General features: G+C 52.3%; 21 protein-coding genes and 2 pseudogenes. 10 read left to right on the forward strand and 13 right to left on the reverse strand.

Annotated features, from left to right (window positions below; all coding sequences use genetic code 11):
- Positions 1-52: 52 nt before the first annotated feature.
- Both flhD and flhC read left to right on the forward strand, forming a co-directional pair.
- Positions 53-385 carry a flagellar transcriptional regulator FlhD gene (flhD, locus tag SJI19_RS22170; RefSeq protein ID WP_323480438.1) on the forward strand — a complete coding sequence of 111 codons (333 nt, stop codon included), beginning with the start codon at positions 53-55 and terminating at the stop codon, positions 383-385.
- 16 nt (positions 386-401) lie between these two features.
- Entirely contained in the window at positions 402-977 is a 576-nt protein-coding gene (gene flhC / locus SJI19_RS22175; RefSeq protein ID WP_323480439.1) for a flagellar transcriptional regulator FlhC, read from the forward strand.
- 83 nt (positions 978-1,060) lie between these two features.
- On the opposite strand, the gene SJI19_RS22180 is transcribed toward flhC, so the two are convergent.
- The gene (locus SJI19_RS22180; protein WP_323480440.1) at positions 1,061-2,446 is read right to left on the reverse strand and encodes an MFS transporter; all 1,386 of its coding nucleotides are present in this window, start codon (positions 2,444-2,446) and stop codon (positions 1,061-1,063) included.
- Between the two features lie 145 nt (positions 2,447-2,591).
- Between SJI19_RS22180 and SJI19_RS22185 the strand changes: the two genes are divergently transcribed.
- On the forward strand, positions 2,592-3,263 hold the full coding sequence (locus SJI19_RS22185) for a metalloregulator ArsR/SmtB family transcription factor (RefSeq protein WP_323480441.1): 672 nt from the start codon (positions 2,592-2,594) through the stop codon (positions 3,261-3,263).
- Between the two features lie 91 nt (positions 3,264-3,354).
- On the opposite strand, the pseudogene SJI19_RS22190 reads toward SJI19_RS22185, so the two are convergent.
- Positions 3,355-3,441 (reverse strand): annotated as a pseudogene (locus tag SJI19_RS22190) (NAD(P)-dependent oxidoreductase); the annotation flags it as partial.
- A gap of 307 nt (positions 3,442-3,748) precedes the next feature.
- On the opposite strand from SJI19_RS22190, the gene SJI19_RS22195 reads away from it, so the two are divergent.
- Complete coding sequence (locus tag SJI19_RS22195; protein ID WP_323480442.1) at positions 3,749-4,564, forward strand: hypothetical protein; 816 nt, start codon at positions 3,749-3,751, stop codon at positions 4,562-4,564.
- Positions 4,565-4,675: 111 nt separating this feature from the next.
- On the opposite strand, the gene SJI19_RS22200 is transcribed toward SJI19_RS22195, so the two are convergent.
- From SJI19_RS22200 to SJI19_RS22235, 8 genes are all read right to left on the reverse strand, one after another.
- Positions 4,676-5,887 (reverse strand): methyl-accepting chemotaxis protein, encoded by a 1,212-nt coding sequence (locus SJI19_RS22200; RefSeq protein ID WP_323480443.1) that lies wholly within the window; start codon positions 5,885-5,887, stop codon positions 4,676-4,678.
- Positions 5,888-5,889: 2 nt separating this feature from the next.
- Positions 5,890-6,264 (reverse strand): response regulator, encoded by a 375-nt coding sequence (locus SJI19_RS22205; RefSeq protein ID WP_323480444.1) that lies wholly within the window; start codon positions 6,262-6,264, stop codon positions 5,890-5,892.
- Positions 6,265-6,281: 17 nt separating this feature from the next.
- Entirely contained in the window at positions 6,282-6,515 is a 234-nt protein-coding gene (locus SJI19_RS22210; protein ID WP_323480445.1) for a hypothetical protein, read from the reverse strand.
- Positions 6,515-8,875 (reverse strand): chemotaxis protein CheA, encoded by a 2,361-nt coding sequence (locus SJI19_RS22215; RefSeq protein WP_323480446.1) that lies wholly within the window; start codon positions 8,873-8,875, stop codon positions 6,515-6,517. The genes SJI19_RS22210 and SJI19_RS22215 overlap by 1 nt, the downstream gene beginning before the upstream one ends.
- Positions 8,876-9,038: 163 nt before the next feature.
- Positions 9,039-9,881: a protein-glutamate O-methyltransferase CheR gene (locus tag SJI19_RS22220; RefSeq protein ID WP_323480447.1), complete on the reverse strand. Its 843-nt coding sequence runs from the start codon at positions 9,879-9,881 to the stop codon at positions 9,039-9,041.
- Positions 9,882-10,201: 320 nt separating this feature from the next.
- Positions 10,202-11,263, reverse strand: coding sequence for a chemotaxis-specific protein-glutamate methyltransferase CheB (gene cheB / locus SJI19_RS22225; protein ID WP_323480448.1), 1,062 nt, complete (start codon positions 11,261-11,263; stop codon positions 10,202-10,204).
- Between the two features lie 20 nt (positions 11,264-11,283).
- Complete coding sequence (locus tag SJI19_RS22230; protein WP_323480449.1) at positions 11,284-12,852, reverse strand: chemotaxis protein CheW; 1,569 nt, start codon at positions 12,850-12,852, stop codon at positions 11,284-11,286.
- Positions 12,853-12,883: 31 nt separating this feature from the next.
- A complete protein-coding gene (locus tag SJI19_RS22235; RefSeq protein ID WP_323480450.1) occupies positions 12,884-14,803 on the reverse strand; it encodes a methyl-accepting chemotaxis protein in 1,920 nt (639 codons plus the stop codon).
- A gap of 1,478 nt (positions 14,804-16,281) precedes the next feature.
- Between SJI19_RS22235 and SJI19_RS22240 the strand changes: the two genes are divergently transcribed.
- Positions 16,282-16,902, forward strand: a complete 621-nt coding sequence (locus SJI19_RS22240; RefSeq protein WP_323480451.1) for an RES family NAD+ phosphorylase — start codon at positions 16,282-16,284, stop codon at positions 16,900-16,902.
- A 43-nt stretch (positions 16,903-16,945) separates the two neighbouring features.
- Here SJI19_RS22240 and SJI19_RS22245 read toward each other — a convergent pair whose 3' ends face one another.
- The gene (locus SJI19_RS22245; RefSeq protein ID WP_323480452.1) at positions 16,946-17,626 is read right to left on the reverse strand and encodes a hypothetical protein; all 681 of its coding nucleotides are present in this window, start codon (positions 17,624-17,626) and stop codon (positions 16,946-16,948) included.
- Between the two features lie 241 nt (positions 17,627-17,867).
- Between SJI19_RS22245 and SJI19_RS22250 the strand changes: the two genes are divergently transcribed.
- Positions 17,868-18,296, forward strand: coding sequence for an OsmC family protein (locus SJI19_RS22250; protein WP_323480453.1), 429 nt, complete (start codon positions 17,868-17,870; stop codon positions 18,294-18,296).
- Between the two features lie 212 nt (positions 18,297-18,508).
- Here SJI19_RS22250 and SJI19_RS22255 read toward each other — a convergent pair whose 3' ends face one another.
- Complete coding sequence (locus SJI19_RS22255; RefSeq protein ID WP_323480454.1) at positions 18,509-19,036, reverse strand: RES domain-containing protein; 528 nt, start codon at positions 19,034-19,036, stop codon at positions 18,509-18,511.
- Between the two features lie 324 nt (positions 19,037-19,360).
- Here SJI19_RS22255 and SJI19_RS22260 point away from each other — a divergent pair, with 324 nt between their 5' ends.
- From SJI19_RS22260 to SJI19_RS22270, 3 genes are all read left to right on the forward strand, one after another.
- Positions 19,361-20,065 (forward strand): TetR/AcrR family transcriptional regulator, encoded by a 705-nt coding sequence (locus SJI19_RS22260; RefSeq protein WP_323480455.1) that lies wholly within the window; start codon positions 19,361-19,363, stop codon positions 20,063-20,065.
- A 160-nt stretch (positions 20,066-20,225) separates the two neighbouring features.
- Positions 20,226-20,531 (forward strand): hypothetical protein, encoded by a 306-nt coding sequence (locus SJI19_RS22265; RefSeq protein WP_323480456.1) that lies wholly within the window; start codon positions 20,226-20,228, stop codon positions 20,529-20,531.
- Between the two features lie 164 nt (positions 20,532-20,695).
- The gene (locus SJI19_RS22270; RefSeq protein ID WP_323480457.1) at positions 20,696-21,817 is read left to right on the forward strand and encodes a cupin domain-containing protein; all 1,122 of its coding nucleotides are present in this window, start codon (positions 20,696-20,698) and stop codon (positions 21,815-21,817) included.
- A gap of 65 nt (positions 21,818-21,882) precedes the next feature.
- Here SJI19_RS22270 and SJI19_RS22275 read toward each other — a convergent pair whose 3' ends face one another.
- Positions 21,883-22,080: a hypothetical protein gene (locus SJI19_RS22275; RefSeq protein ID WP_323480458.1), complete on the reverse strand. Its 198-nt coding sequence runs from the start codon at positions 22,078-22,080 to the stop codon at positions 21,883-21,885.
- A gap of 616 nt (positions 22,081-22,696) precedes the next feature.
- Between SJI19_RS22275 and SJI19_RS22280 the strand changes: the two are divergent.
- Positions 22,697-24,431, forward strand: a pseudogene (locus SJI19_RS22280) (hypothetical protein); the annotation flags it as partial.

Genomic DNA, 24,431 nt, shown 5'->3' on the forward strand with positions numbered 1-24,431 from the left:
AATTATTATCAGTACGTTAACCATATAATGTAGTGATATATAGGGAGACTGAATGGACGCCATTGAAATTCGCAAATATGTCTACGACATGAATTTTTCTTACTTACTGTTGACGCAGCGCCTGATTGCTCATGATAAGACCTCGGCAATGTTCCGCCTGGGTATTGATGAGGCCATGGCCGATACACTGCAAGGTTTGACGCTATCACAGATGGCTAAACTGGCTGAAGCCAGTCAATTATTATGCTTGTTTCGCTTCGATGAACATCAGACTATCGAATTATTAACCGAAGAGTCGCGCGTCAGTGGGCTACAGCATCTGCATGCGGGGATTGTTTTATCCAGCCGGTTAAGCGAACGTCAAACGATGAAAGTCATGTCTTGAGCAAAAGGATACAGCCATGATCACTAAAAGCATCGTCCAGGAAGCAAAAGATATCCACATGGCTATGGAGCTTATCACGTTGGGTGCGCGGCTGCAGATGCTGGAAACTGAAACGCAGCTCAGCCGGCCGAAATTAATCAAGTTGTATAAAGAATTGCGCGGCAGTCCGCCACCGAAAGGCATGCTGCCGTTCTCTACCGATTGGTATATGACATGGGAACAAAATATCCATTCCTCGATGTTTTATAATATCTTTCGGGCGATACAGCAAAATGGTCACGCCAGTGGCATTGTGGTACTTATCCAGGCATACCGTTTGTATCTGGAGCAATGCCCGCCGTTGGAGGAACATGCCCCCCTACTGGGCATGACCCGCGCCTGGACCTTGGTACGTTTTGTGAATAGCGAATTATTGCAATTGACCCCCTGCGGCCATTGCCAGGGACATTTTATTACACATGCCCATCACCCGGTCCATGGTTTTATTTGTAGTTTATGCCAGCCGCCCTCACGCGCCATCAAGCGGCGCAAAGACCTCACCGTGTCACACATACCCTTTGAGCAAGCTGACCGATTAGCCAGCTCAGGTTGAGTGGATAAATTCACAGATTAAACGGATTAGCGATGCGCTAATGCTATTGGTCTTGCATGGCGGTTACCCCGCAATAGCGCCTATTACTGATGGATTTTCACCGCGGCTGTCTGAACCGCCACAGATGACGAGGCTCTGACTGCGGTAACTATCGCCATCAACGGCGCCAGTATCGACAATAATAATAACCAGAATGCAGCATGGCTTGCGCCGGCGACCCCTCCGGGCACATTCAGCCCCGCCAGATTGGCAATGGTACCCGCCAGTGCAGCGCCCATCGCCGCCGCGAAAGATTGTACTGTGGTAATTGACGCGCCGGCGGTATCTTGATCGATTGATTCAGCAGACAATAAAATGTGCGTCAGCAGGTGGGGCCAGCCGAAACCAATACCAAAACCAATCAAAGCCAACCCGCAGACGATCCCTATCAACAGAGGACTTCCCCCGTTGGATGCGTCAGGCAAGTGAAACAACAACATCAGCAATCCTATCGCCATCAGCACCGGACCCGCGATAATGGCGAATCTGGCGCCGCGCGCGTGCCAACTGGCACTCCATACCTCAGCAGCTGTCCAGCCGGCCGCCACGGCGGCGGTAATATACCCGGCGGCAAGCGGCGTTTGTCCGTGCAGCGTCTGTAAAAAATAGGGGATAAAGATCTCACAGCCGATACCCATCATCAGCAGTGACATTGTCAGATAGAGCCCAAACAACGGCGATGAGGGTGAGAGCGATCCTCGCGGCAACAAACGCACCGGAGAACGCGATTCCTGTCGCAACAGCAGCAATAACATCAATACCGCCACCACAAAACCGCCCAGGTTGATCGCCCCGCGAGAAGAGAGACTTCCTGCACTGACCACCAATGCGGCACCCGCCAACAGCAACAGTTGGGGCATGGGCAGCGGCGAAACCGGTTTAACCGTCGCCTGTCGGGCTGGCATCACGTGCCATACCAGCAGGACAAACATCAGGCCCACCGGCACAAGCATGCCAAAGGCGTAACGCCACACATTGAGCTCGGCAAAAATTCCGCCGACCGCAGGCCCGATAAGCGTAGCGACCCCCCACATCGCCGACACTAACGCCATCGCGCGCGGCCAAAGGGATTCATGAAAAACCAGATGAATCAGTGTATAAGAAAGCGCGAATAAAAAACCACCGCCGAACCCTTGAATGGTTCGCCCCAATAACAGCAGCGGCATACTCGGTGCCAATGCACACATGAGACTGCCGAGCATAAATATCAGCGTCGCGACCAGGTACGCACCTCGCGGTCCAGCCAGGCGGAGCAAACGGCCGGATAGCGCCGAGCCCATGATGGAGGCCACCACAAACAACGTGGTATTCCACGCATAAAAAGCCAGTCCGCCAATATCCTTTACCACCGACGGCAAGATGGTGGTGGCAATATAAATATTTATGGCGTGCAGCACTACCCCGCCGCACAGCGCAACAGCGCTCCCCATATTATTTCCCCTGAAGAGCTCACGCCACCCAGGCTGTTTTAGCACCATATTCTCGCCGCTCCTAAGGATCAATTGAATCGCAATCTGGCCTGCGTTATATTAAACAAGAAATCTCTTGGAATAATCTACGGGTGAGCGACTGAATATGTCAAGCAATCACTTGGAAAAACTAGCCGCACCCAAACCCGCTGTGCATGAACGGCTAATGACACTGCTTAAAACCCGTGGTCCACTGTCGGCGGGAGATGCCGGGAAAATATTGGGAACCACGGGTGAAGCCGCACGCCAGCAGTTTATCAAACTTGCCAGCCAAGGGCTGGTCGAACCGCAGACAGTGTCGCAAGGTGTAGGTCGTCCGGTACAAATGTGGTGTTTAACCGCCGCCGGCCATGCTCATTTTCCTGACACCCATGCTGATCTGACCGTACAACTGCTACGAATGATCCGCAATACTTTTGGTGAGTCGGGGATTGATAAGCTGATCGTGCAACGTGAAGAGGAAATCCGCCAACATTATCAGCAACAGATGGCGGATGCGCAGCAGTCAATGCCCCACCCCCTGACGCTCGAAGATCGCCTCGGCGTGTTGGTGCAGATTCGTACCCATGAAGGGTATATGGCCCACTGGCTCAATCAGCCGGACGGCAGCTATTTATTGGTTGAAAATCACTGCCCCATTTGCGCCGCCGCCACCACCTGTCAGGGATTTTGCCGCAGTGAACTCGCGCTTTTTCGTGTGGTGTTACAGGCAAAGGTAGAACGCAGCGAGCATATTTTACTGGGCTCACGTCGCTGTGCCTACCGCATCTGGCCGTAAACCACAACATCTTGGCCGACAGCGGGACGCTCGTGTATATTGAAATATGAGTTTTTGTCAAAAAAACATTTTGTAGGCGCCGAATAGACGCCTATTTGCCGCCGGCCAAATCGATGAAACTGCCGGTGACATAGGAAGCCTCATCAGACAATAACCAGGCTATCGCCTGGGCTACCTCTTAATTTTCATAGCGTTGCACGACCCGCGTTGAGGTTCCTTAATACATTCCACGATACTATTCCGGGACCAAGCAGTCGAGCAGAACGCTCAGATGAGCTAACAAGATAACGTCTGAAATGCTAGGCTATTTCTAAACATTACATTCAGTTGTTCTGCCAGATCACAATGGTTTTTCTGGGTGCTGGGGCCCCATGGCCTTTAACGCTGTTTATCGCGTTATCTGACATAAGACCGCAGTAATAGAATATGACGACCGTATTTGCGCGCAGGTCACTGATGAGTAAAACGACGTGATTAATGGTGAAATGAATATCAGCCCAGCCCTTGCCGAACGGGTACTTGAAAAGCTGGGCATCCGCCATTTACCCAAAACCAGTGCGTCTGGCCTGGCGGAGATTTATCAGGCGTGGTGCCGGGCGGTGCCCTTTGATAATATACGTAAACGTATCCTGACGCAGCGTGGTCATGCTCATCCCCTACCTGGGTACACGCCGTCAGATTTCTTTTTACACTGGCTGAAGTACGGGACCGGCGGTACCTGCTGGGCAGGCCATAGTGCGTTGTATGCACTACTGGATTACCTGGACTTTCCCGTACAGTTTGCGCTTTCGACCATGCTCTCCCCCCACCCCCAGCTAAAAGAATCCCCCGGTCATGGCACCCTGGTGGTTAATTTTATCAATAATCCACTCATTGTTGATGCCACCCTGCTTCATGGGTCCCCGTTGCCGATAATCGAGCGGCATTCACCTCATCCGGTATGGGGAACCCGGGTTCATTACAACAGTGCAGGTCACTGGTGCATTAACTGGAAACCACTCGGGCGTCCTCGCATTGACTGCCGTTTGCTTGATACCAATGCGCCCGCAGCAGAATTCCCCCGTCGTCATGAACTGAGCCGAAATAACAGCCGTTTCGATGGAGCGACATTAATCCGCCTGGCGGGAAATGAATCGATCACGGGCATGGTTAAAGGTGAAAAAGTCACGCGCGCAGCTGACGGTTCTGAAAGTTTTTTAACGCTTTCGCATCATGAACAACAAAAACTGCTGATTGAACATTTTCTTATCGCAGAAGAGGTGGTGATAATGATCCCCAAAAATGAGGTTTCGCGGCAATAAACTGAAAACAGCTCTGCATGCCCCATGGACCACCCGACGCTACCCACCATCCCTTATCATTCCCCCGCCAGGAGGGTGGCGGGAGATCGGCCCATGATCCCACGTCGGGGGTTAAAATAGCTCGATTTTCGGTTCGCTGCCGCTCTCGCCCGTGAGCCGCTCGGAGTGACCGTGCTTGTGCTCTTCGGTGTCATAATCAAGCAGGATTTGCGCGAGCATGTCAGGTAAATCAGCCGCCGCACTGCTGTCTTGCTGCATAACATCCACGGCATGATGGAAAAAAGCATTGCGTTGCCCCATGGCGACACGAACACGCTCCAACGATTGACGGGCCACGTCCTGGTACTGACTATGCCCCATGACGGCAGAGATTTCTTCGGCCAGAACGGTGTTGTGTTGCATGGCGACCGCGAGACGGCTCTTGTAGTATTGGATCCGGTCTTCAAAGTTATTGATCATGGTCTGGATCGACGATGAGGCGTGGACCGCCGCGTCCATCTCTGCCGAGGACGCTGAAATGCTCGAGGCGATACCGTCCTCAACCACCAGGCTGGTGCGCGACAGCCCCTGGTGAATGCTCGAGGCAACCGTGCTGGAGTTGGCTGCCAGAGCACGCATCTCCTGCGAAATCACGCGAAACGACGCCCCGGATTCACCTGCGCGGCTGGCCTCAATGGCGGTATTGATCGCCAGGATGTGGGATTGCATGCCGATCGCCTGCACCTCGTCGAGCATACCGCGGAGCTGTTTGATTTCTTTGACCACTGCCTGCATATTTTTCAGGTCGCGCGCCATCTTGACCGGCAGATGTTCGATGAAAGCGCCCACCTTCGTCAGTTCCGTGAGGTTATTTTGGATCTCCGTGCCCATATTGTCGCCTTCCCCCACCGGTGAGTTGTCCAGATAGGACACCAGTTTGCTGGCGGTGTCATAAAGATTGCGCACTTCTTGCATGATCGCCAGTGAAGCCTCCTCGGTATCGCTGGCAACCACGGTGAGTTGCCGATCGATCTTTTCATCCAATAGAAAATGCTGATCGAGGATGGCGTCGACGGTACCCCGTCCACGGGCGGGTGCGGGCTGCGCTGTCGCGGTGCGGGTGCGCCCCGGCAGGGGCAAAAAGGCGAATGATGCCAGCAGCAATATCGCCAACAGCAGCAAAGCATCGCCCGGCCGGCCGGGCAGGCTATCAAGCCAATATACTGGCAGCAGTCGCCCCGCCACCAGCAGTAGTATCGCGCACATAACCAACCGACGTGGCGGATGGCCGAACCCGGTGCGCAGGCGCCCCATGAAGTACCGCACAGTAGATGCAAATGACATGCTCACGCTCCTGGCAATACCTGCTTAATAATCTTCATCAGATCGGCAGCGCCCACCGGCTTCACCAGCCACCCGGTCGCGCCCAGTTTTTTGGCTTCATCACGTTTGGCTTGCTGGCTCTCGGTGGTGAGCGCCAATATGGGGATGAAACGAAAGCCCGGTAGCTTACGTGCATGGCTGATAAACTCGATACCGCCCATATTGGGCATATTGATATCGGTGATGATCAGGTCCGGCTTGGGGCCGGTTTGCAGTTTTTCCAGCGCGAGCACGCCATCAGCGGCGGTGATGACGCTGAAACCGCCGATCTCCAGGCTATTTTTCAGGCACATCAGCATGGTCGCTGAATCATCAATCACCATAATGATCTTTGTCATCGGTTTTCCTTAATTAATCACTTCAGGGCGCTGGTCAGCCAGCGCTTGAATACGGTGTCTTTCGGCCAGGCAACGACGGCAATACGGGTTGCCATCAAGACCTGCAAATTAGCGGCATGCAGATGGGTACAACCGGATAAGTCGACGTTGCCCTGTGGGTTTTTCTGGATCCACTGCAGCAGGTCTTCCGCATCCTCCACGCTGACCAAACTCTCAAAAACGGCCGATGTCTTGCGGTAGGTGATAGACATTAAACAAGCTCCTTGGGATTGAGAATCATCAGCACCGAACCATCGCCCATCAGCGCGGAGCCAGCATAACCCGGTAGGCCAGCCAGAATGCCGGTCATCGGTTTGAGGATAATGTCGGCCACTTCGAGGAAATCATCGACTACCACGCCCATGGGTTCGCCCGCCATGCGGATGACCAGGGTGGCCAGCTCGTCCTCTTCATTGGCACGCTGCGGCTGGTTGGTGGCCAGTAACTCGTTGAGTGAACGCAGCGGCACGATACGCCCGCGCAGTACCGCAGTCTGATGGTTTTTGATGTAACGGATATTGGCTCGCGGGATCCTGACGGTTTCCACCACCATGTCCATCGGCACGCCGAAGATCTGTCCATTCGATTTGATGATCATCACATTGGTCACCGCCATCGACAGCGGCAAAGACAGACGCAGGCGGGTGCCTTTGCCGACCGTGCTGTCAAGCGTGGCACTGCCGTTGACCTGCGCCAGCGCGGCGCGCACCACATCCATGCCGACCCCGCGGCCGGAAAGATCCGACACCACCTCAACGGTTGAGAAACCCGCCGCGAAGACCAGATTGACGGCATCCTGGTCGGTGATGCGCTCTAGCGTGGCGTCATCGATGATGCCTTTTTCGTAAGCCTTGCGTTTGATGAGGGCGGGGTCGATGCCTTTGCCGTCGTCAATAATGTCAATCAGCACCCGGCCCGCTTCCTGCGTGGCGCGAATGGTGAGCTGGCCTTTCGCCGGTTTACCGGCGGCGAGTCGCACCGCCGGAATTTCCAGCCCGTGATCGAGACTGTTGCGCACGATGTGGATCAGCGGGTCGGCCAGCGCTTCAATGATGTTTTTGTCAGCCTCGGTATTTTCGCCTTCCAGCACCAGATTGACGTCCTTGCCAAGCTTGCGCGAGATGTCGCGCACCAGACGCGGAAAACGCTGGAACACGAACGAAACCGGCAGCATACGCACCTGCAAAATGGCGTCCTGCATTTCTTCGGCAATGCGATTGATGACGGCGTACTGCGACTTGATTTCGCGTGCCAGTTCACGCACGCCATACACCTCTTCCGCTTTGACCGCCAGGTAGGGCAGCGCATTTTTCGACACCACCATTTCGCCGATCAAGTTCATTAGGCGATCAATTTTTCCTTGATCGACCTTGAGGGTCTTGGTAGAGACCGTGACATCCTCGGCGCGACGGCAGAGTGAGCCCGGCGTTGCCGGGGTGACTGGGTTCAGCGCGACCATCGGTCTGGCCGGCGTGATCGCCTGCGCCACAGCCCGGTCTGCGACGGGCATACGGAGCAAGTCCGGTGGGTCGATGTTGCGCAGCGATTCAATCAGCACGCGTAGCACGGCGTGATTTTCCGGTTCCTGCTCCAGAACCAGCAGCAGCCAGCGCAACACTGACGCCAGCCATAGTGTAGAAGAGGAAGATTCCAGCATGGTGTCGGCCAGCCGCGCCAGGCTTGCCAGGTCGCCGCCTTGCAGGTGCAGCAGCGCCTCGCTAACGACATCCTCAGGCACCGGGTCGCCGTTTTTGTCGCCCGTCGGGATCGCCAGCATGATGGCTGGCACCGCAACGATACTGACCTGCTCCACCACATAGCGGAAATAGTCTTCCAACTCGTCCTGCGGGGCACCACTGAGCATCTCGAAACGCAGCACACAATGATAGGCATCAAACTGCGGCAAAGCGGCCCAAGGGGCGATGGAACTCACCCGCTGCCATTGCAGTTCTGGCAGTTGGCGAGCCTGGAAAAACGGATCTTCGCCGACGAAAAAACATTCTGCGTCAGGCGTATAGGTGACCCAATACAGTGGCCGGTCTTTGCTGGCTTGCCGGTAGCAAACCATGCGCAAGGCTTCCGGCATCAAGGCCAGGCGTAGCGCCGTGTCTACGGCGGGCAACTCGGTGGCGGTGCTCGCCGCACTGTCGATACACGAGGTATCCACCGCATCACCGCGTCCCTCAGACGGCGGGATCAGGGCGCGCAAAGACGCCGCCAGTGTGGCCGAGACAGCGGCATGGTTGGCACTGCTTTGACCGGTCGCTTCAATCTCGTCACACAGCATGCCGACGAAATCCACCGCATCAAGCAAAGGGTCGGCCAATGACTGGCTGTAGCCAAGATGGCCATCGCGCACCACCGACATCAGGTCTTCGGCTGCGTGCAGCACCCGGGTCATTTCAGGGAATTCGAACAGACCGCTGTTGCCTTTGAGTGTGTGCACAAAGCGGAACAACTCCGTCATCATGGCAGCATCCGCCGGGGTCTCTTCCAACTGCAGCAACTTTTGACTGATCGCCTGCAGAAATTCGCGTGTCTCTTCGAGAAATTGTTGCAGAATCGGCGTCATACGCTACACCTCCCGAGGAACCGACGTACGTAATGGAACAGAACATCGGCGGGTACCGATGTAACGAGTCCGACATTCGAGCCGACGGCATAACCGGCTGCGGTTAAGATCGAACGGTGATACATACGCACTGCCGAGGCGTCACCCACAATGAGAATATGCTTCATTTTTGCTCCAAAACTTTTTGATTGACGATCGCCTCTGGGAACTGGCGAGCCTTGTAAAGGGGAGAAATTCGGCTCATTGATTCCGAATGCCCTAGGCAGATGAAGCCGCCCGGGAGTAGCGCATCAAAAAATGTTTCCGCCGCCTGCTTACGCGACAGGTCGTCAAAGTAGATCAATAAATTGCGGCAGAAAATCACGTCGAAGTTGCGATATGGCATCACGTCGGTGGCATCCATCAGATTCACATGGGTGAATTCCACCGCGTCGCGCAAATCATCGCCGAGCTGGTAGTTCAGCCCAACCGGCTGAAAATACTTTTGCAGGTAAGCTCTGGGAACATGCTGTACCGAGCGCGGCGTGTAGAGCGCAGCGCGTGCCTGGGCCAGGATCTTGGTATCGATGTCGGAGGAGATAAGCTCAACATCCCATTGACTGATCCCGGGCCAGCGCTCCAGCAGGCACATGGCGATCGAGTAGGCTTCTTCGCCGGACGACGAGGGCAAAATCCAGATCCGAATCGGAGTGTCATCGATCTTGTCGGCAACGATTTCGGGCAAGATCGAATTGACCAGGCAATCAAATTGGTAATCTTCACGAAAAAAATAGGTTTCGTTAATGGTCATCAGGTTGACCAGCGCCTGTAATTCCACGCCCGTAGCGTCAAAACGCAGCATCGTGAAATAATGTCGAAAGGTCTCGCTGCCGGTTTTTTCGATCCGCTCTAGCAGTCGTTTATCGACGAAGTAGCGTTTCGATTCCTCGAATTGAATCCCGGTCTTACGATAGAAAAATTCCCGGAATTTACGGAAGTTGTCATCGCTAATGTTAATGTCAGCCATACCAGCGTGTGCCTTTGCAGTAAGCTTTAATGCCAGGTTGGCAATAAACTTGATATACGGGCCTGCGAAAAAACACAGTCCCAGACAAGTCAGCGCGTCTTGCGCGGCCAGGGAAACGACTTCGCCCAGCAGTTTGTCAACGGTGCCGCAGACGTTAACCTGCGGATCATGATTAATGGCCTCAATGCGCTATTTTTCCAGCGTCGCTGGCCCGCGACGCCAGGACATTGACGGCCATGATGCGTACTATCGCTCAACGGCAGGCCAGGATAATCACGCGGCGGCAATCACTCGTCTTCTCTCGCAATGTCAGACATGGCTTAGCTGACCCAGGCGTTAATTTGCTGGGCGATTTTTTCGCAATGCAGCACGACCGAGGCACCGCCCCGGGCAATCAGTTCGGCCGGCATACCAAATACCACGGCTGAATCTTCCGACTCGGCGATGGTGCGGCCGCCTCTTTTTTTGAGTTCGGCAAAGGCATCAGCGCCGTCATAACCCATCCCGGTCAGCATCACAGCCACCACCAGGGTCGGGTCGACGTGCTCGAGCACCGAACGGCCAAGCAACTCGGCCGAGGGATGCCACAGATAGGCTGCGTTTTCCGGCTTGGGCAACACGGTCAGCTTGCCTAAGCGTTCGCTCACCACCATGTCGCCCCCGCCTTTGCCGATGTAGACGGTACCGGGTTCGAGCATCATTGGCCGGCTGGCTTCCACCACATTCAGGGCACACAGGCCGTCCATACGCTGGGCGAAGGGCAAAGTGAAGCTGGCTGGCATGTGCTGTGCAACCAGTATCGGCCACGGAAAATCGGCCGGCAGCAGCGGCAAAATCGCCTCCAGCGTACGCGGCCCGCCGGTCGACACGCCAATGATCACCAGGCCATTGCCTAAGTGGCTGGTGCGGCTGGCCGGTGCATTTTCGCTCGCCACGACCCGCGGCACAAAACCGGGCCGAGCCGCCCGTGCTCTGAGCGGTGGCTTGATGCGTGCCTTGGCGGCCACTCTTACCTTGCTGACTATTGCATCGAGGACCCGATCAATCGACAGCGATATTGTCCCGCCAGGCTTGACGATATAGTCCACCGCACCCAGATTGAGTGCCTCGAAGGTTGCCAATGCGCCCTTTTCAGTCAGCGACGACACCATCACCACCGGCACCGGACGTTCCACCATGATCATCGACAAGGCGGTCAGTCCATCCATTTCCGGCATATTGATGTCGAGGGTGATCACATCTGGCTGAAAAGCGTGATTCTCCTCCACGGCTTCTTTGCCATTGCGAGCCAGACGGATCGTGAAGTCACCCTCAGCGTTAAACCGCGTCGACAGTTGGCGTCGCATCAAAGCCGAATCATCAACAATAAGCAACTTGATCATCGTCAGTACGTCCTTTTACCTTAAGCCACAACCACAGCATGATCAGACTGTTCATGATGTTCCATCAGGTACAGGGGATCGATCAGCTGCACCATGCGCTTGTGTTTTTCCAAATTGGCCATGCGCGCCAGCAGGCGCGACGGGTCGCCGGACAAATGAGGCGCGGGTTCGATGCTCGACGTGTGAATTTTTAGCACCTCGGCCACCGAATCAACGATAAAGCCGGTGCGCACACCCTCGATCAAAATGACCATGATGCGCTGTCCGTCGGTACGTTCGATAACCTCAAGCCCGAGACGGCGCCGTAAGTCAATCACCGGCAACACCGCACCACGCAAATTGATCACGCCTTCTACCGACGAGGCCGCCTTGGGCACATGGGTCAATTCCTCGGGAATGCGTACGATTTCCTGCACGCTCTCGATTGGCACGCCGAATTCCTCTTTGCCAAGTCGGAAGATGACCACCTGTTCTTCGTCATTGCTGGCGTCGTCATCCTGCTCGTCGGCACGGGTTTGGTCCTGCTGTTGTTTCATTGCATCCACCTTCGACAATGCCTCGCGCACCGCAGAGTGCCGGAACATGTTTGCTACTGAAAGAATCGACACCAGACGCTTGCCGCCGTCGAGCCGGCAAATCTCGGTGATCTCGGACAGGTCACCTTCCCGTGCGAGCAGGGTCGGCATGGCATCCACATCGGCGCGCGCCACGCGCAGGACTTCATTGACGCTATCCATCACCACGCCCACCGAGACAGCACCCAGTGATACCACCATAATGCGGCTTTCCTCGTCGGACTCGCGCTCCGGCAGACCGAACATCAGGCGCAGAGAGACCAGTGGCAACAACCGATTACGCAAAATCATCATGCCCAACACATGCGAAGCCGAATGCGGTACACGCACAATGGTGTCGGGCACTTGGACGATTTCCTGCACATCGTCGATCACGATGGCATATTCCTGTCCAGCCGCTTCAAAACTGACCAACTGCAGAATGTCGCCGAACTGATTGTCTTCTTTGCCGGGCTGACATGCGACTTCCATGCTGCTATCACTGTGACGGTGCGCCATGGCGCTAATGCCGGCAAATTCAGTGTTAATCAGCTTGGTAAAGTCCAGTACCATGATCATCGGATAGCCGCCCACGTCTTTGAGCAAACCCGAGACCAGTTCGGTATTGACAGTGATGCTGATGGAATGGGTATCTTCGATCTGGCGTGGGTCGACACTTATCACACTGGCCACCCGGTCTACCACAAAACCCAGCGGCTGGCCCTGGTCGATCACCACCGCACGCGACGCGTCATCATGTACACGCTCGGCAAAACCGAAGATGCGACGCAAGCTAATGATCGGCAACACCTTGCCACGCAAATTGGCCAAGCCATCCAGGCTGCCTGGAGCCAGCGGTACCCGCACCACATCCGGTACACGGATGATTTCCTTCACCGGCGCCATGTCGACCGCAAAAGCGCCATCGCCGACGATGAACGTCACGAACTGACGAATAGCCGAGGTGCTTTCTTCATCCTCTGCATCCACAACATGGCGGGTATCCATATTTGGGTCCGGTGTTTCATTGCTCATTATTTCAGTCTCCTCATATCAGGGGGGAACGTCATGCACTTTGCAATTCGTCAGCCAACGAAGCGATTTCCTCGACGGCGGCAGACAAATCTTCTGCTCCCTGAGACTGTTGTTTGGCGGCGGCGGCAGATTCGATGGCAGCCCGCTCAGCCTGCTGGGCAGCGGCGGAAATCCGATCCACACCGGCTTTGACCTGGGTGATCGCCCCAGCGATTTCATTGGCGGCGCTGAGAATTTCACTGGTACCGATATCAACAGCGTTGATTTCGGTTTCAATCGAATTCAGGCTGCTGGTGATCGATTTGGCTTTCTCCGCTTCGGCGGCGGCGGTGGCGATGATGTCACTGAGGTCATGCCCGACCACGCCGATTTGGTCCTGCACCGCCTTAACCAAGTCCTTAATACGATCGGCATTTTCCGCCGAATCGTGCGCCAGATTACGGATGTCGGTAGCCACCACCACAAAACCCTTACCGAATTCGCCGGCACGGGCAGCCTCAATTGAGCCGTTCACCGCCAGCATATTGGTCTGGATCGAGACTGTGGTGATGGCGTCGACGATCTTGTCGATGCGACGTGAAACCAGTTCCAGTTTTTTGATCTGGCTCAGGCTGGTGCCCGACGAATCGACCGAGGATGCAATGCCGCCAATCAGTCGCTCGAGACGGCTCTTGTTGGCGCCCAGCAGTTCCTTGATGGCGCTGACTTTTTCACTACTGACCTTGCCGCGTTGCTGCGCAATTTCGACACCACGTTCGATCTGATCAATCGCCGCTGCGGTTTCCTCGGTGCCGGCGGACTGCACCTGGGCACCGCGTCGAATCTGTTCGATAGCAGCCATGATCTGCGTACCAGAGCGGCTAATTTCCTGCACTGCGGCGGACAATTCCTCGGCGGCAGAAGCCACTTCTTCAGCGCTTTTGGCCACGTCGGTCGAGACTTTCAGTTCTTCGGCCAGTTCGGCCAGGTTCTGCGCGGCCTGCTCACATTCGCTTAATGCCAGGCTTTGTTCTGCCACCGTATTAGAAGACTCTTCGGCGGCGGCGGATTGCTCTTCGGCAGCGGCGGCAATGTCTTCCGATCCCTTCAACGCCTGCCTGGCGGCGGTTGAGGATTGCTGCGCGCCGGTGGCGATTTCTCGCACGCCGTCGACAATGTCGATTGAGTCGAGGCGGACCTGTTCGAGTTGCTCGATAATGACTTTGCCGTTTTCGACTTCCGCCAGGACCTGTGTGGCGGCGCCGCCGATACCATCAGCGATAACCTTAACTTCGCCCTGGATCTCGCCGACCAGTTCCTGGATCTGCTCGGCGCTTTTTTCCGAGGTCTCTGCCAACGTGCGCACTTCATCAGCGACGACGGCAAAACCCTTGCCATGCTGGCCGGCGCGTGCGGCTTCAATGGCGGCATTCAATGCCAGCAAATTCGTCTGGTCGGCAATGCGCGCCACAGCCTTGACGATATCGCCAATACTGGCAGCCTGCTTTTCCAGTTCCGCGACCATCACTACCGAGGCGTTCTGGCGCGTGGCAGAGATGCCGACGTTGGCCACCAGACTGGCGGCTTCGGCGCTGGCCTTGATCACCAGGGCCTGGGTCGCTTCGACATTGGCCTGACTCGTTTCGGCATTTTTCAGCTGGTGCATGATCGCCCGTTCCATCTGCTTAAGCGCAGCCAGCGATTTTTGGGAGGCGCCCGACGCTTCTTCAGCACCGGTGGCAATCTGCTCGGTCGAGCGCTTCAGTTCTTCTGCGGCTGACGCGGCTTCATTGATACCGGATGATAATTGAGAGGTCGCCGCCGCGATCCTTTCTGCCGCCTGTTGCTGTTTTGCCAACGTGCGTGCCTTCTTGCGCTGGACTTCTGCCTCGCGCGTGGCGGCAGTAGAGGACTTGCCGCAATCACGAATGTTGGCTGCGGCAACTGCGGACACCTTCTTAACTAGCGCCATCGTGCGCTCCTTTTTAGGTAGGGTTATCAATCAAATCAGTAAAGTGTGATTGGCTGGTGGGTTATAAACCGGGGACTATGCCACGAAAAGTGATAAAAGCCAGGAGGCACAAAATGATTCAATCTGAAAACACTCAATGCTACGCATACCAATGATATCGGCAGTAACTACTTTTTCATTAAATTATATTTTCATACTGCGTTTTTTTATCACTTGGCAGATAAAATGGCACACAACCATTAATTTTTTTCTACGAAAAATCCTAATAACAATCACAAATAATTACTATAAAAAACAATTAATTAAAATATTAATTCTTTTTCATCAACAACTAGCGAGCTCTCTATTGCTTACTACGGATAATATTTTAAGATCGAGTAACATTCCACTTAGCGACATTTTTTTGATAAATTCGTCTGGAGTATTTTTTTTACAAAATGTCATGATTAATATCACATTCTGAACAAAACCGAGATATCAAATCAGTGGTATATTGGACAATAACTGCATAAATTTATCGCTGAAATCAGCAAAATAATGGGGTTGATTATTCTAAAAATAATTTTTTTAAATTTATGATTAATTCTTCATTATTTTAAAATGTAAATATATTGAGGGATATTGTTATAGATTAGCAATGTTATGTTCATTTATGTTAAATTAAGAGGTCGCATACACGAGTGATGTACTCGCATCACGCCGATAACCTCACGTTGTAGACCCTATGGTTATAAACAAACGCAATTATCATCAACGTAGGCAACAACTCATTTAGTTGACTGCTGGACCAGGTTGTCAAACCTGTTATTACCACGCTGTAATAATCACGCCCAAGCCATGCAACGGCGTAGCCAAAAAAAAGCAGGGCCCTGATGGCTACATCATGGTTCGGGTATGGCCTTTAGCGGCATACCCGCAAAGGTGAGCGCTGAGGAAAGCACCATTTCAATGCCCAACACAATAAAAACCTCAGCAAATGCTCGGTGCAATCTATAGCTGATGACTGACACAACCAAAACAGCAAAAGTACAACGATGCTATCCGTGGCGACTGTGGCGACTGTGGCGACTGTGGCGACTGTGGCGACTGTGGCGACTGTGGCGACTGTGGCGACTGTGGCGATGATTTATCTAATGTTGTCAGTGTCAACGTATGCTTGATCTATATTATTATTGACGCCGATTTTTCATAGCATGTTTATTTATCATGCCCGGAGTATGTTCAAAAAAATATTTTTATAATAATTTAATTAGCCATTTATTCTATCATCATATAATGATTTCGTGTTTTTTAAAACCTATCTACGCGAATTCCTTAAAAACTGGATTTTTTAAGCTTGCATCGCTTTCCAAATTTAATTAACTACGATAGTATCGTTAATAAACATAAAAAGTAAATGCGCACATATTTCACGCGACAAAAGAAACCAATGACGACATTTCCATAAAAATATATTCTATATTATAAGGATGATAATAGTGATCTGTATTACAGAGGACGTTCTCGACAGAAACCTGGCTAAAATCAAAGAAAAATTCCTTAATAAATCAGATAACATAATGTATTTACTTAAGAAAGGAAAAATATTCTACCGCCTGCAAGATGGTTATCTGGAGGGGAAAGGTGTCTTTTTTAATCCCGATGGCAGTAAAAGCCGTTATGGTGTTCATCACACCAAAGGGACGTTGTATTTGGCCGAAAAACCTCGGGCTGCCCTTGGCGAGATATTTAAGGGATTACCCGCACTACGTGAGAAAAAACTTGATGATTATCATATGGCAACGTTGAAAACCGCCAGAGATCTAAACATTGTTGATGGCAATATGCTGATGACACAAATGAAAATGACAATGCATGATTTAACGACAACTTCCTATAAAAACACACAACGAATAGCCAATCTATTATGTCAATTTTATGATGGTTTGAGATACACGTCCAATACCACAGGTGAAGTTTGCATTGTTTTATGGCATGAAGATCCTAATGGAAGAGGCGTTGTCTCTATGGAAAATTTAGTGCCGCTTTCCGCTTTTTACTTCAATAATGAACGTGCTGCGGATATTCTCACTGACGATCTCGGTGTCCTGATTATCTAAATATAAAAATGTGTGTCCTAGAAGCCTGACCCTTTCATTAATGTCATACTGCATTTTGCGTTCCATATAAACGGGCAAGGCGCAAGATATGCTCAAGGTCATCTTTATTGGCTCCGTGTTTTAGTATTTCTATTACCGATGTTTCTTGGTTTAAACGCGACTCCAGTGTGTTAATGGAACGGACAAAAAATCCATACTGCATAACATCATCGACATCGTGAAGTTGCTGTAATATCTCGACAAATCCATTCAAAAGTCCATTTTCATCAGTCAGATTGTCATCAATGGAAAACTGGAAGGTAGGATAAACAAAATCTCCGCCCATTTTGAGCGCTAAAAGCTTACCGGCATCTTTCATATTTTTCACCGTCACTTTACTTTTGCCTATATGCTCCGCGACCTGTGATGACTTAATAGTACCGCCGTGTGCTTTCACGGTATCCAAAAATTTTGCCCGACTTTTTACTTTTCTTAACAACGCCTTCTTTTCAGGCGTGATGTCCTCAAGGGCATCGTCCAGCATATTGGAAAGCAAATATTCAAGCAGAAACTCATTGTCGGGTAACGCTAACATTTCTTTAGTCGGCACTACCCGGTTGCCTGTTTTTCGACGGGTAATATGATTAAACACATTTTTAGCCCGCTCAGAAGCAATCTCGAGCAGGTCATTATGACATGCATTGCCTTTGCTGGTTCTTGCTACGTTGTTATGAATTGTATGCATATTCATCTCGTTGGTTAATGATTTTATGCATATAACTATACATAAAATCGTTAATATACGCAAATGCTGACTCACTGCTGAAATCCAAGATTGCACGTTATTTACCAGCCGCATAGGTAGGTCACAAGACCCGATACATGACCTATTGACCTCGACCACAGGCATCGTTTTACCCCCTCACCGGCAGAATGGGCACAATCTTCTATACTTATGGCGTGTTCTTCAAAAAAGGTGAAAAAACATGACGATTCATAAAAAAGGACAGGCCCATTGGCAGGGTGATATCAAACACGGTAAAGGCACCATCTCCACTGAGAGTGGGGCATTAAAAAAGCAACCCTACGGGTTTAATACCCGTTTCGAGGGTGCGGCGGGTACCAACCCGGAAGAATTGATCGGCGCAGCCCATGCTGCGTGTTTTTCCATGGCATTATCACTGATGCTGGGGGATGAAGGTCATACCCCGGAAAGCATTGATACCACGGCGGACGTGTCGCTGGATAAAGTGGACGGCGGGTTTGCCATCACTAAAATTGCGTTAAACAGCACCGTGAAGCTACCGGGTATTGATGATGCAGTATTCGAGAAAATTATTCAAAAAGCCAAGGCCGGCTGCCCGGTATCACAGCTGCTGAAAGCGGAAATAACGCTTGATTATCAGCTTAATTAATTCCCCATTCTGCGGTCTCCCGTGAGACCACTGAGTGGCTACAATGTATACATAAAGGGGCAGCGGCTGTCGTCAGGATGCTGAATCCACGCAACGATCAGCGCTGCCTTTGATCGATATTAAACAGAAAACCACAACTTTTGCTCGCGGGTTAAATGCCCCATCAAACCGAATTTGAGCCAAATTACGATACTTTGGTGACAAATTACTCTTTATAGCCCCCATTTAGTGCCATCTGATGATAACGATATCGGTATCGGTTCCCCGCAAACTGTTACTGATGGCCCGCCCAAGTCATTCCAGCGAAACAGATTCAAATGCCAGCCATCAGGTATCATTCTTGAACGATCAATGATGCCATCCGCCCCGGCATTTCTGGCGATATCAGCATTAATCCATGAGGCAGGTTCTTTTCCCGCCAACAACGCTGGGCGCCAGGATTGATTAGACCGCTCACGGTCAATGCCAAGTATGTTGCATGCATACTCATCCCGCTGGTCTACAACAAAAGCCTCACTGACCATGAGTGGAACGATGACCCGTTCTCTGCCATCCTCCCTCATATATCCAGAAATCGCCATCGTTGACCATTCAATTGAAGGACTCATGTACAGGGTAGGTTGACCAAGTCGATGATAACGGCCTGCGCTGGTAACATCCGGTGGTTCAAGAACGTGATCAATGCGATCTACCCCTACAGCACGAAAAAAATGGCCATCAATGCGTAAAAAGAGTTTCATCGTTTTGCCTACACTTATCCTATGGATTTTAACCATAATTATCAGTTGGATATGACAAGAATATTTATCAACATCACCGACTGAACGCCACTATTATGCCCCAAATATAGCATGTGGTAGTGCGACCATCGCCGGCAAGGAAATGAAGAAAACGCCCCGTAAACTCGAATCTGAAGACAATGCGTGGGGGCCAGCACCGGCTAACATCACGGTATATTCAGCCGGAAAAATCACAGCAGAGTGCGTATATAAATCAGCACAGGATCTAATACGAAGCGCGATGTTTTGGGAAAACGTGCGAAATGACACAATCTCGACAAAAGTGTGATTGACTCTGGATCGGACTCCCACCAAAATAAATCATCACTTGATGACTTATTTTGGTGTTTGATGCAATCTCAAAAAATGACAGTATCCCCACGTGGGCGCCGTCCCACCGGGATTGTTTCAGGTAAAGAGGCCCTGATTCCTGTCGCGACCCGTCACTTTTCGCGTTATGGCTATGAGGGCACCTCACTGCGGAAAATTGCGGCCGAAGCGCAAGTGGATATGGCGCTGATTGCACGAATTTTTGGCTCAAAAGCAAAGCTTTGGAATGCCGTACTCGAGGGACTGCAGGTTAAGCAGGTACATCATCTGGCGAAACTCAAGGAAATTAACGACTCGTTTACCGATAATCCTCAAGAAGGTACCCGACACTTTATTCATCTGCTCATTCTCATTAGCACCGATATTCCTGAATTTCCTGCCCTGCTGCTTAATGAGGCGGCAAGAGGTGAAGAACGGCTGGAACATCTGCTTGAGCTTATAGTAAAGCCATTTCGAGACAACTGCATACCAATAATCAAACAGGCCATCGCGCAACAGGTGTTAAGGGGGAAAAATCCTCATATCATTTTTGCACTGCTGATATCAGCCATCTCACTGCCCATCATTACGCCACAACTGGTCAGCAATGATATGCAACTAACGCCTTCAGTGTTGGAAGAGTTGACACAGGAAGTTATTTTCCTTGTCACCGCGGCTTAATCCCCACCCTATCGGCCTGAGTCAACCGTCAGTCGCCGACGGTATCAACATACAATGGGTGGAGGAAATGAAAGAGCCATTATTTTTATATCAAGATAGACGCGTGAGTCCTCACGTTTCTGGTGATGACTATCCTATGTAAAGCCATTAAGGAAAAATAATGAAACAATTAAGAATTTATACACTTAAAGATAAAAACGCTGCATCAGAGTACTTTCAGCACCATTGGATGAAACACTTATCAAGTCTACCCAAATTCGGGATTGCCATAAATGACGTTTATTTAGGTGCGGATAATAATGCTGACAAGGTTATGGCGATAGTGACCTATCCAAAAGACAGTATCCCTAAAGAATTAGACAAAAAATATATGCAGAGTGATGATTTTAAGGCGGACATGGTGGGGTTTGATCTTTCTAATATTATCAAGGTTGACGAGTTCTGGATCAGTGATCGTCTTTTCTAACAGTGTTAATAGTGTCATCTGTATCTGACACAAAACACAGGCAAGGTGGTGTTATGAAGATAGCATTTTTGCCTGGCTGAACTCACCGCTTTGACCCATGACAAGGCGGCTGCGGGGAGACTCTTTATAATCAGGGCCATTGGTCTTCTCACTGGTGTAAAAGCATGGCTTATCAACTTAACCTTAACTGGCCAGAATTTTTAGAAAAATACTGGCAAAAACAACCTGTGATAATAAAGAATGCTTTCCCGGACTTTGTCGATCCGATTACACCGGACGAACTGGCGGGTCTGGCGATGGAAGCAGAGGTCGACAGCCGCCTGGTCAGCCATGCCAATGGAGAATGGCAGGCCAGCAACGGACCGTTTGAGCACTTTGATAATCTGGGTGATACCGGCTGGTCGCTTCTGGCCCAGGCCGTCAACCACTGGCATGCTCCGTCGGCCGAACTGGTGCGTCCGTTTAGAGTGCTGCCGGACTGGCGTTTAGACGACCTGATGATCTCCTTTTCGGTACCGGGCGGCGGCGTTGGACCGCATATCGATCAGTACGATGTTTTTATCATCCAGGGAATGGGCCGTCGCCGCTGGCGCGTCGGTGCTAAACTGCCCATGAAACAGTTTTGCCCACATCCAGCACTGCTGCACGTTGACCCCTTCCCCCCCATCATCGATGCAGACCTTGAACCGGGCGATATTCTGTATATTCCGCCGGGTTTCCCGCACGATGGTTTCACTCACGAAACCGCACTCAACTACTCCGTCGGTTTCCGCGGGCCAAACGGCAGGGATTTAATCAGCAGTTTCGCCGACTATGCGCTGGAAAACGATCTCGGTGGCGAGCATTACAGCGATCCCGATTTAACCTGCCGGGAACATCCGGGTCGGGTTGAAGATCATGAGCTTAATCGCCTGCGCACGATGATGATTGATATGATCAATCAGCCGGAAGATTTTAAACAATGGTTTGGTCGTTTTGCGACCACACCGCGCCACGAGCTGGATATCGCTCCCGCGCAGCCACGGTATAACAACGATGAAATTGTCGACGCGCTGAGGGAAGGTCAAGTCCTCAAACGTCTGGGCGGGCTAAAGGTTCTGCAGGTCGGTGACAGCTTTTTTATCAATAGCGAACCGCTAGATACGGTCAATCCCAACGCCGCCGACGCGTTGTGCCACTACACCATTATCGGTCAAAATGAACTGGGTGAGGCGCTAGACGATCCGGCTTTTGTGGCACAGTTAACCGGGCTGGTGAATCAGGGCTACTGGTTCTTCGACCAATAGAATAACCGTATTGTGAATCGCGGTTTCCCGTTGCTACATCGTGGCGCACTACGCAAACCGTGTATTTACCCCCCGGAGGAGCCACGCAGGTTGCCCCATAGCCTGATGTCTTTCGGCAAACCGGCAATGTCCGTTGCCAATACCCCGTAAATATCAAGGCCACAATACATTAACAGTACCGGGCACTGAGGGCGTATGACGATAATGCACACATATGCCATAACGAACAGTGGCCTTGCTCCATTGCCTCCCTGAGTCAACATCAGCTTGGCCTCAATGGGGTAATGAATCGTATAAATGGGGTAATTTTTTGGATTTTACCCCATTTAATGGACTTGATTACCCTGTTTAAACGCCCTTAGTGCATGTTTTGGCCAATCCGAACCCCTCTCATTTGTCCCAACCCCATCAATCTACACGGGTCTGCTGACGGTCTGTGCCTGCTATCCAAGCGCCTGGCGCGAGGGCGCGTCGCCTTACCTATAAAACAGCCTTACCCTCACCCCGGGAGCAAACAGTGTTCCTGACGCCGGCGCAACTGGCCATGTTGCTTGAAGGTTTCCACGGGCGACAACCGATGGCTTGTTAACTCACTGTCTATGTTTTGAAATCCCTCAGCCCGGTAAAATACCCAGTGTATAAAAAATCAACATACCGTGAGAAAACACAGCAACCAGCCGCTGATGGAGGGGCTGGAGGGCTGGATACGTGAAAAGCTGAACACGCTGTCGCGCCACGTCGAAACGGCGAAGGCGTTCAACGGTGCCCTAAACCAGTGGGGTGTGTATGCCGCTTCCGTGAAAACGGCAGAATGCCAATCGACAATAATCTGGCGAAAAACTCGGCTAAATGGGCGAGTCGTTAACAAGGACGTGGATCATGCCGGCAAAATTTATCAACATCAGTTACCCCGTGCCGTCGAACAAAAACGGCCACGAATTTTCGTCCACTGACACACTGCTGTCGGTCCTGAACAGTGAAAGCTCCGGGCTGTACCTGGTCGGCAGCCAGGGCATGTGGCACGGCGGTATCCACATCACCGATGCGACCGTGCCCTGGTGCGCGCTGAGCGGTAGCACGGTGGCAGAACAGGCATATCTGGCGCACCGCCCGCCTTATAAGGGCGAGCAGTTTATCCGCTGCATGGCGGACGGGGAAATTGTGGCGTGGCGCGTGTGCAAAGACTATGACCGCTCGGCCATCGTCTGGCGTGGTGAAAATATTTATATTTCCACGTCGTTCGTGCTAGTGAAGCACTATATTCAGCCCGGCAAAAACGCGAGTAGCGGGCTGACGTTCCACACCCTGTACATGAACATGGCTCCTTTTGTCTCCTATGCCACAGAACGCGGGGCGAAGGACCGGAAACTAACGGGCGACCAGCGCTATTACGCCAGCGCGCAAGATGTGCTGGCTCCCCACCCCGCGGGCTCGCTGCCCAAAGATACCGTCGTGACCCTGAGCAACACCATCATCACGCGTGCCAGCGACCGCCGTCAGTTCACGCAGGTCACCCTGCGCACGGACGCGAAAAACGCGGCAGGAGAAACCCTGGCCGCCGGCACCACGCTATGGGCAGTCTCCGACCAGGGTGCCTTCAAGGCTGCCGCGTCGGCAGTGCCCATGCCGTCCTGGTGGGCGAAATGTTCCCCGGCCTACGGCGCTCAGGCTGACGGCGCCGTACCCTGCACTGCGAACACCAGCCTGAAATATTACCTGAGCAGCGGTGATATACCACCCGGAAAAAATGTGGGTTCGCTGCCAGCGGGCTTTCCGCTGACCTACGCGCCGGGTAACACCGCACAGCAGTATCTCCGCCCGGCCAAAAACGAGGGAGATCAGGCGCGCACGTTCAGCCTGGTCACGCTGAGGCGGGATGTGGGTATGCTGAAAACAGGCGACCGCGTCTGGGTGGTCTCGGACCACGACAACCTGACGGTGGCGATCCCAACGTCAGCCAGTGCCGAGCCAATGTTTGGCAGCGTTATCACACCGCCCACGCCGATAGCGATTAAGGCCGGTGAAAACATCGGGCATATGGGTTTCTACCAGTTGCCGGAAAATAACGGCAAGCTGTCACGCTATCAGGTGCATATCGAATGCCTGAGCATGGACGACAGGCTACCGACCTTCCTGACCAACCCGGATCAGGTTGGCGCGGACGCGCCCGCCTTCCTGAAATACCCCAAGGGTGCGCTGCTGTACGCGAAAAACGCCCAAGGCACGATGACGGCCACGGATCGTAAAACGCGCGCACCAGGGATACTGACGCTGTCGGGCGTGCCGTTTATTGAGGCGAACGGCGCGGCGACGCACTATCAGATCCATCCTGAAGGGGGTTGGCTGACAGCGGCGGACATCAAGAAACTACCGCAGTATACGCTGGGCGAGCGGGGTTTTGTGACGCTGGACCAAGCACCGGAAAGCCTCGAGCTGATAGACGGCGAAAAGCCGCCGAACAACCTGGTGAAGGGCATTTTAGAGCAGTTGTATAAGGTGGCGAAGGATGAACCCCGAATCGGCTCTGTAATGAACCAGTATAACTACAAGCGGCTGCTGGATCAGATAAACAGGAATGATGAAAATTGTTACCCGGAACAAGAGTACCTCCAGG

Source organism: Acerihabitans sp. TG2, assembly GCF_035013185.1.
GTDB lineage: Bacteria > Pseudomonadota > Gammaproteobacteria > Enterobacterales > Enterobacteriaceae > Acerihabitans.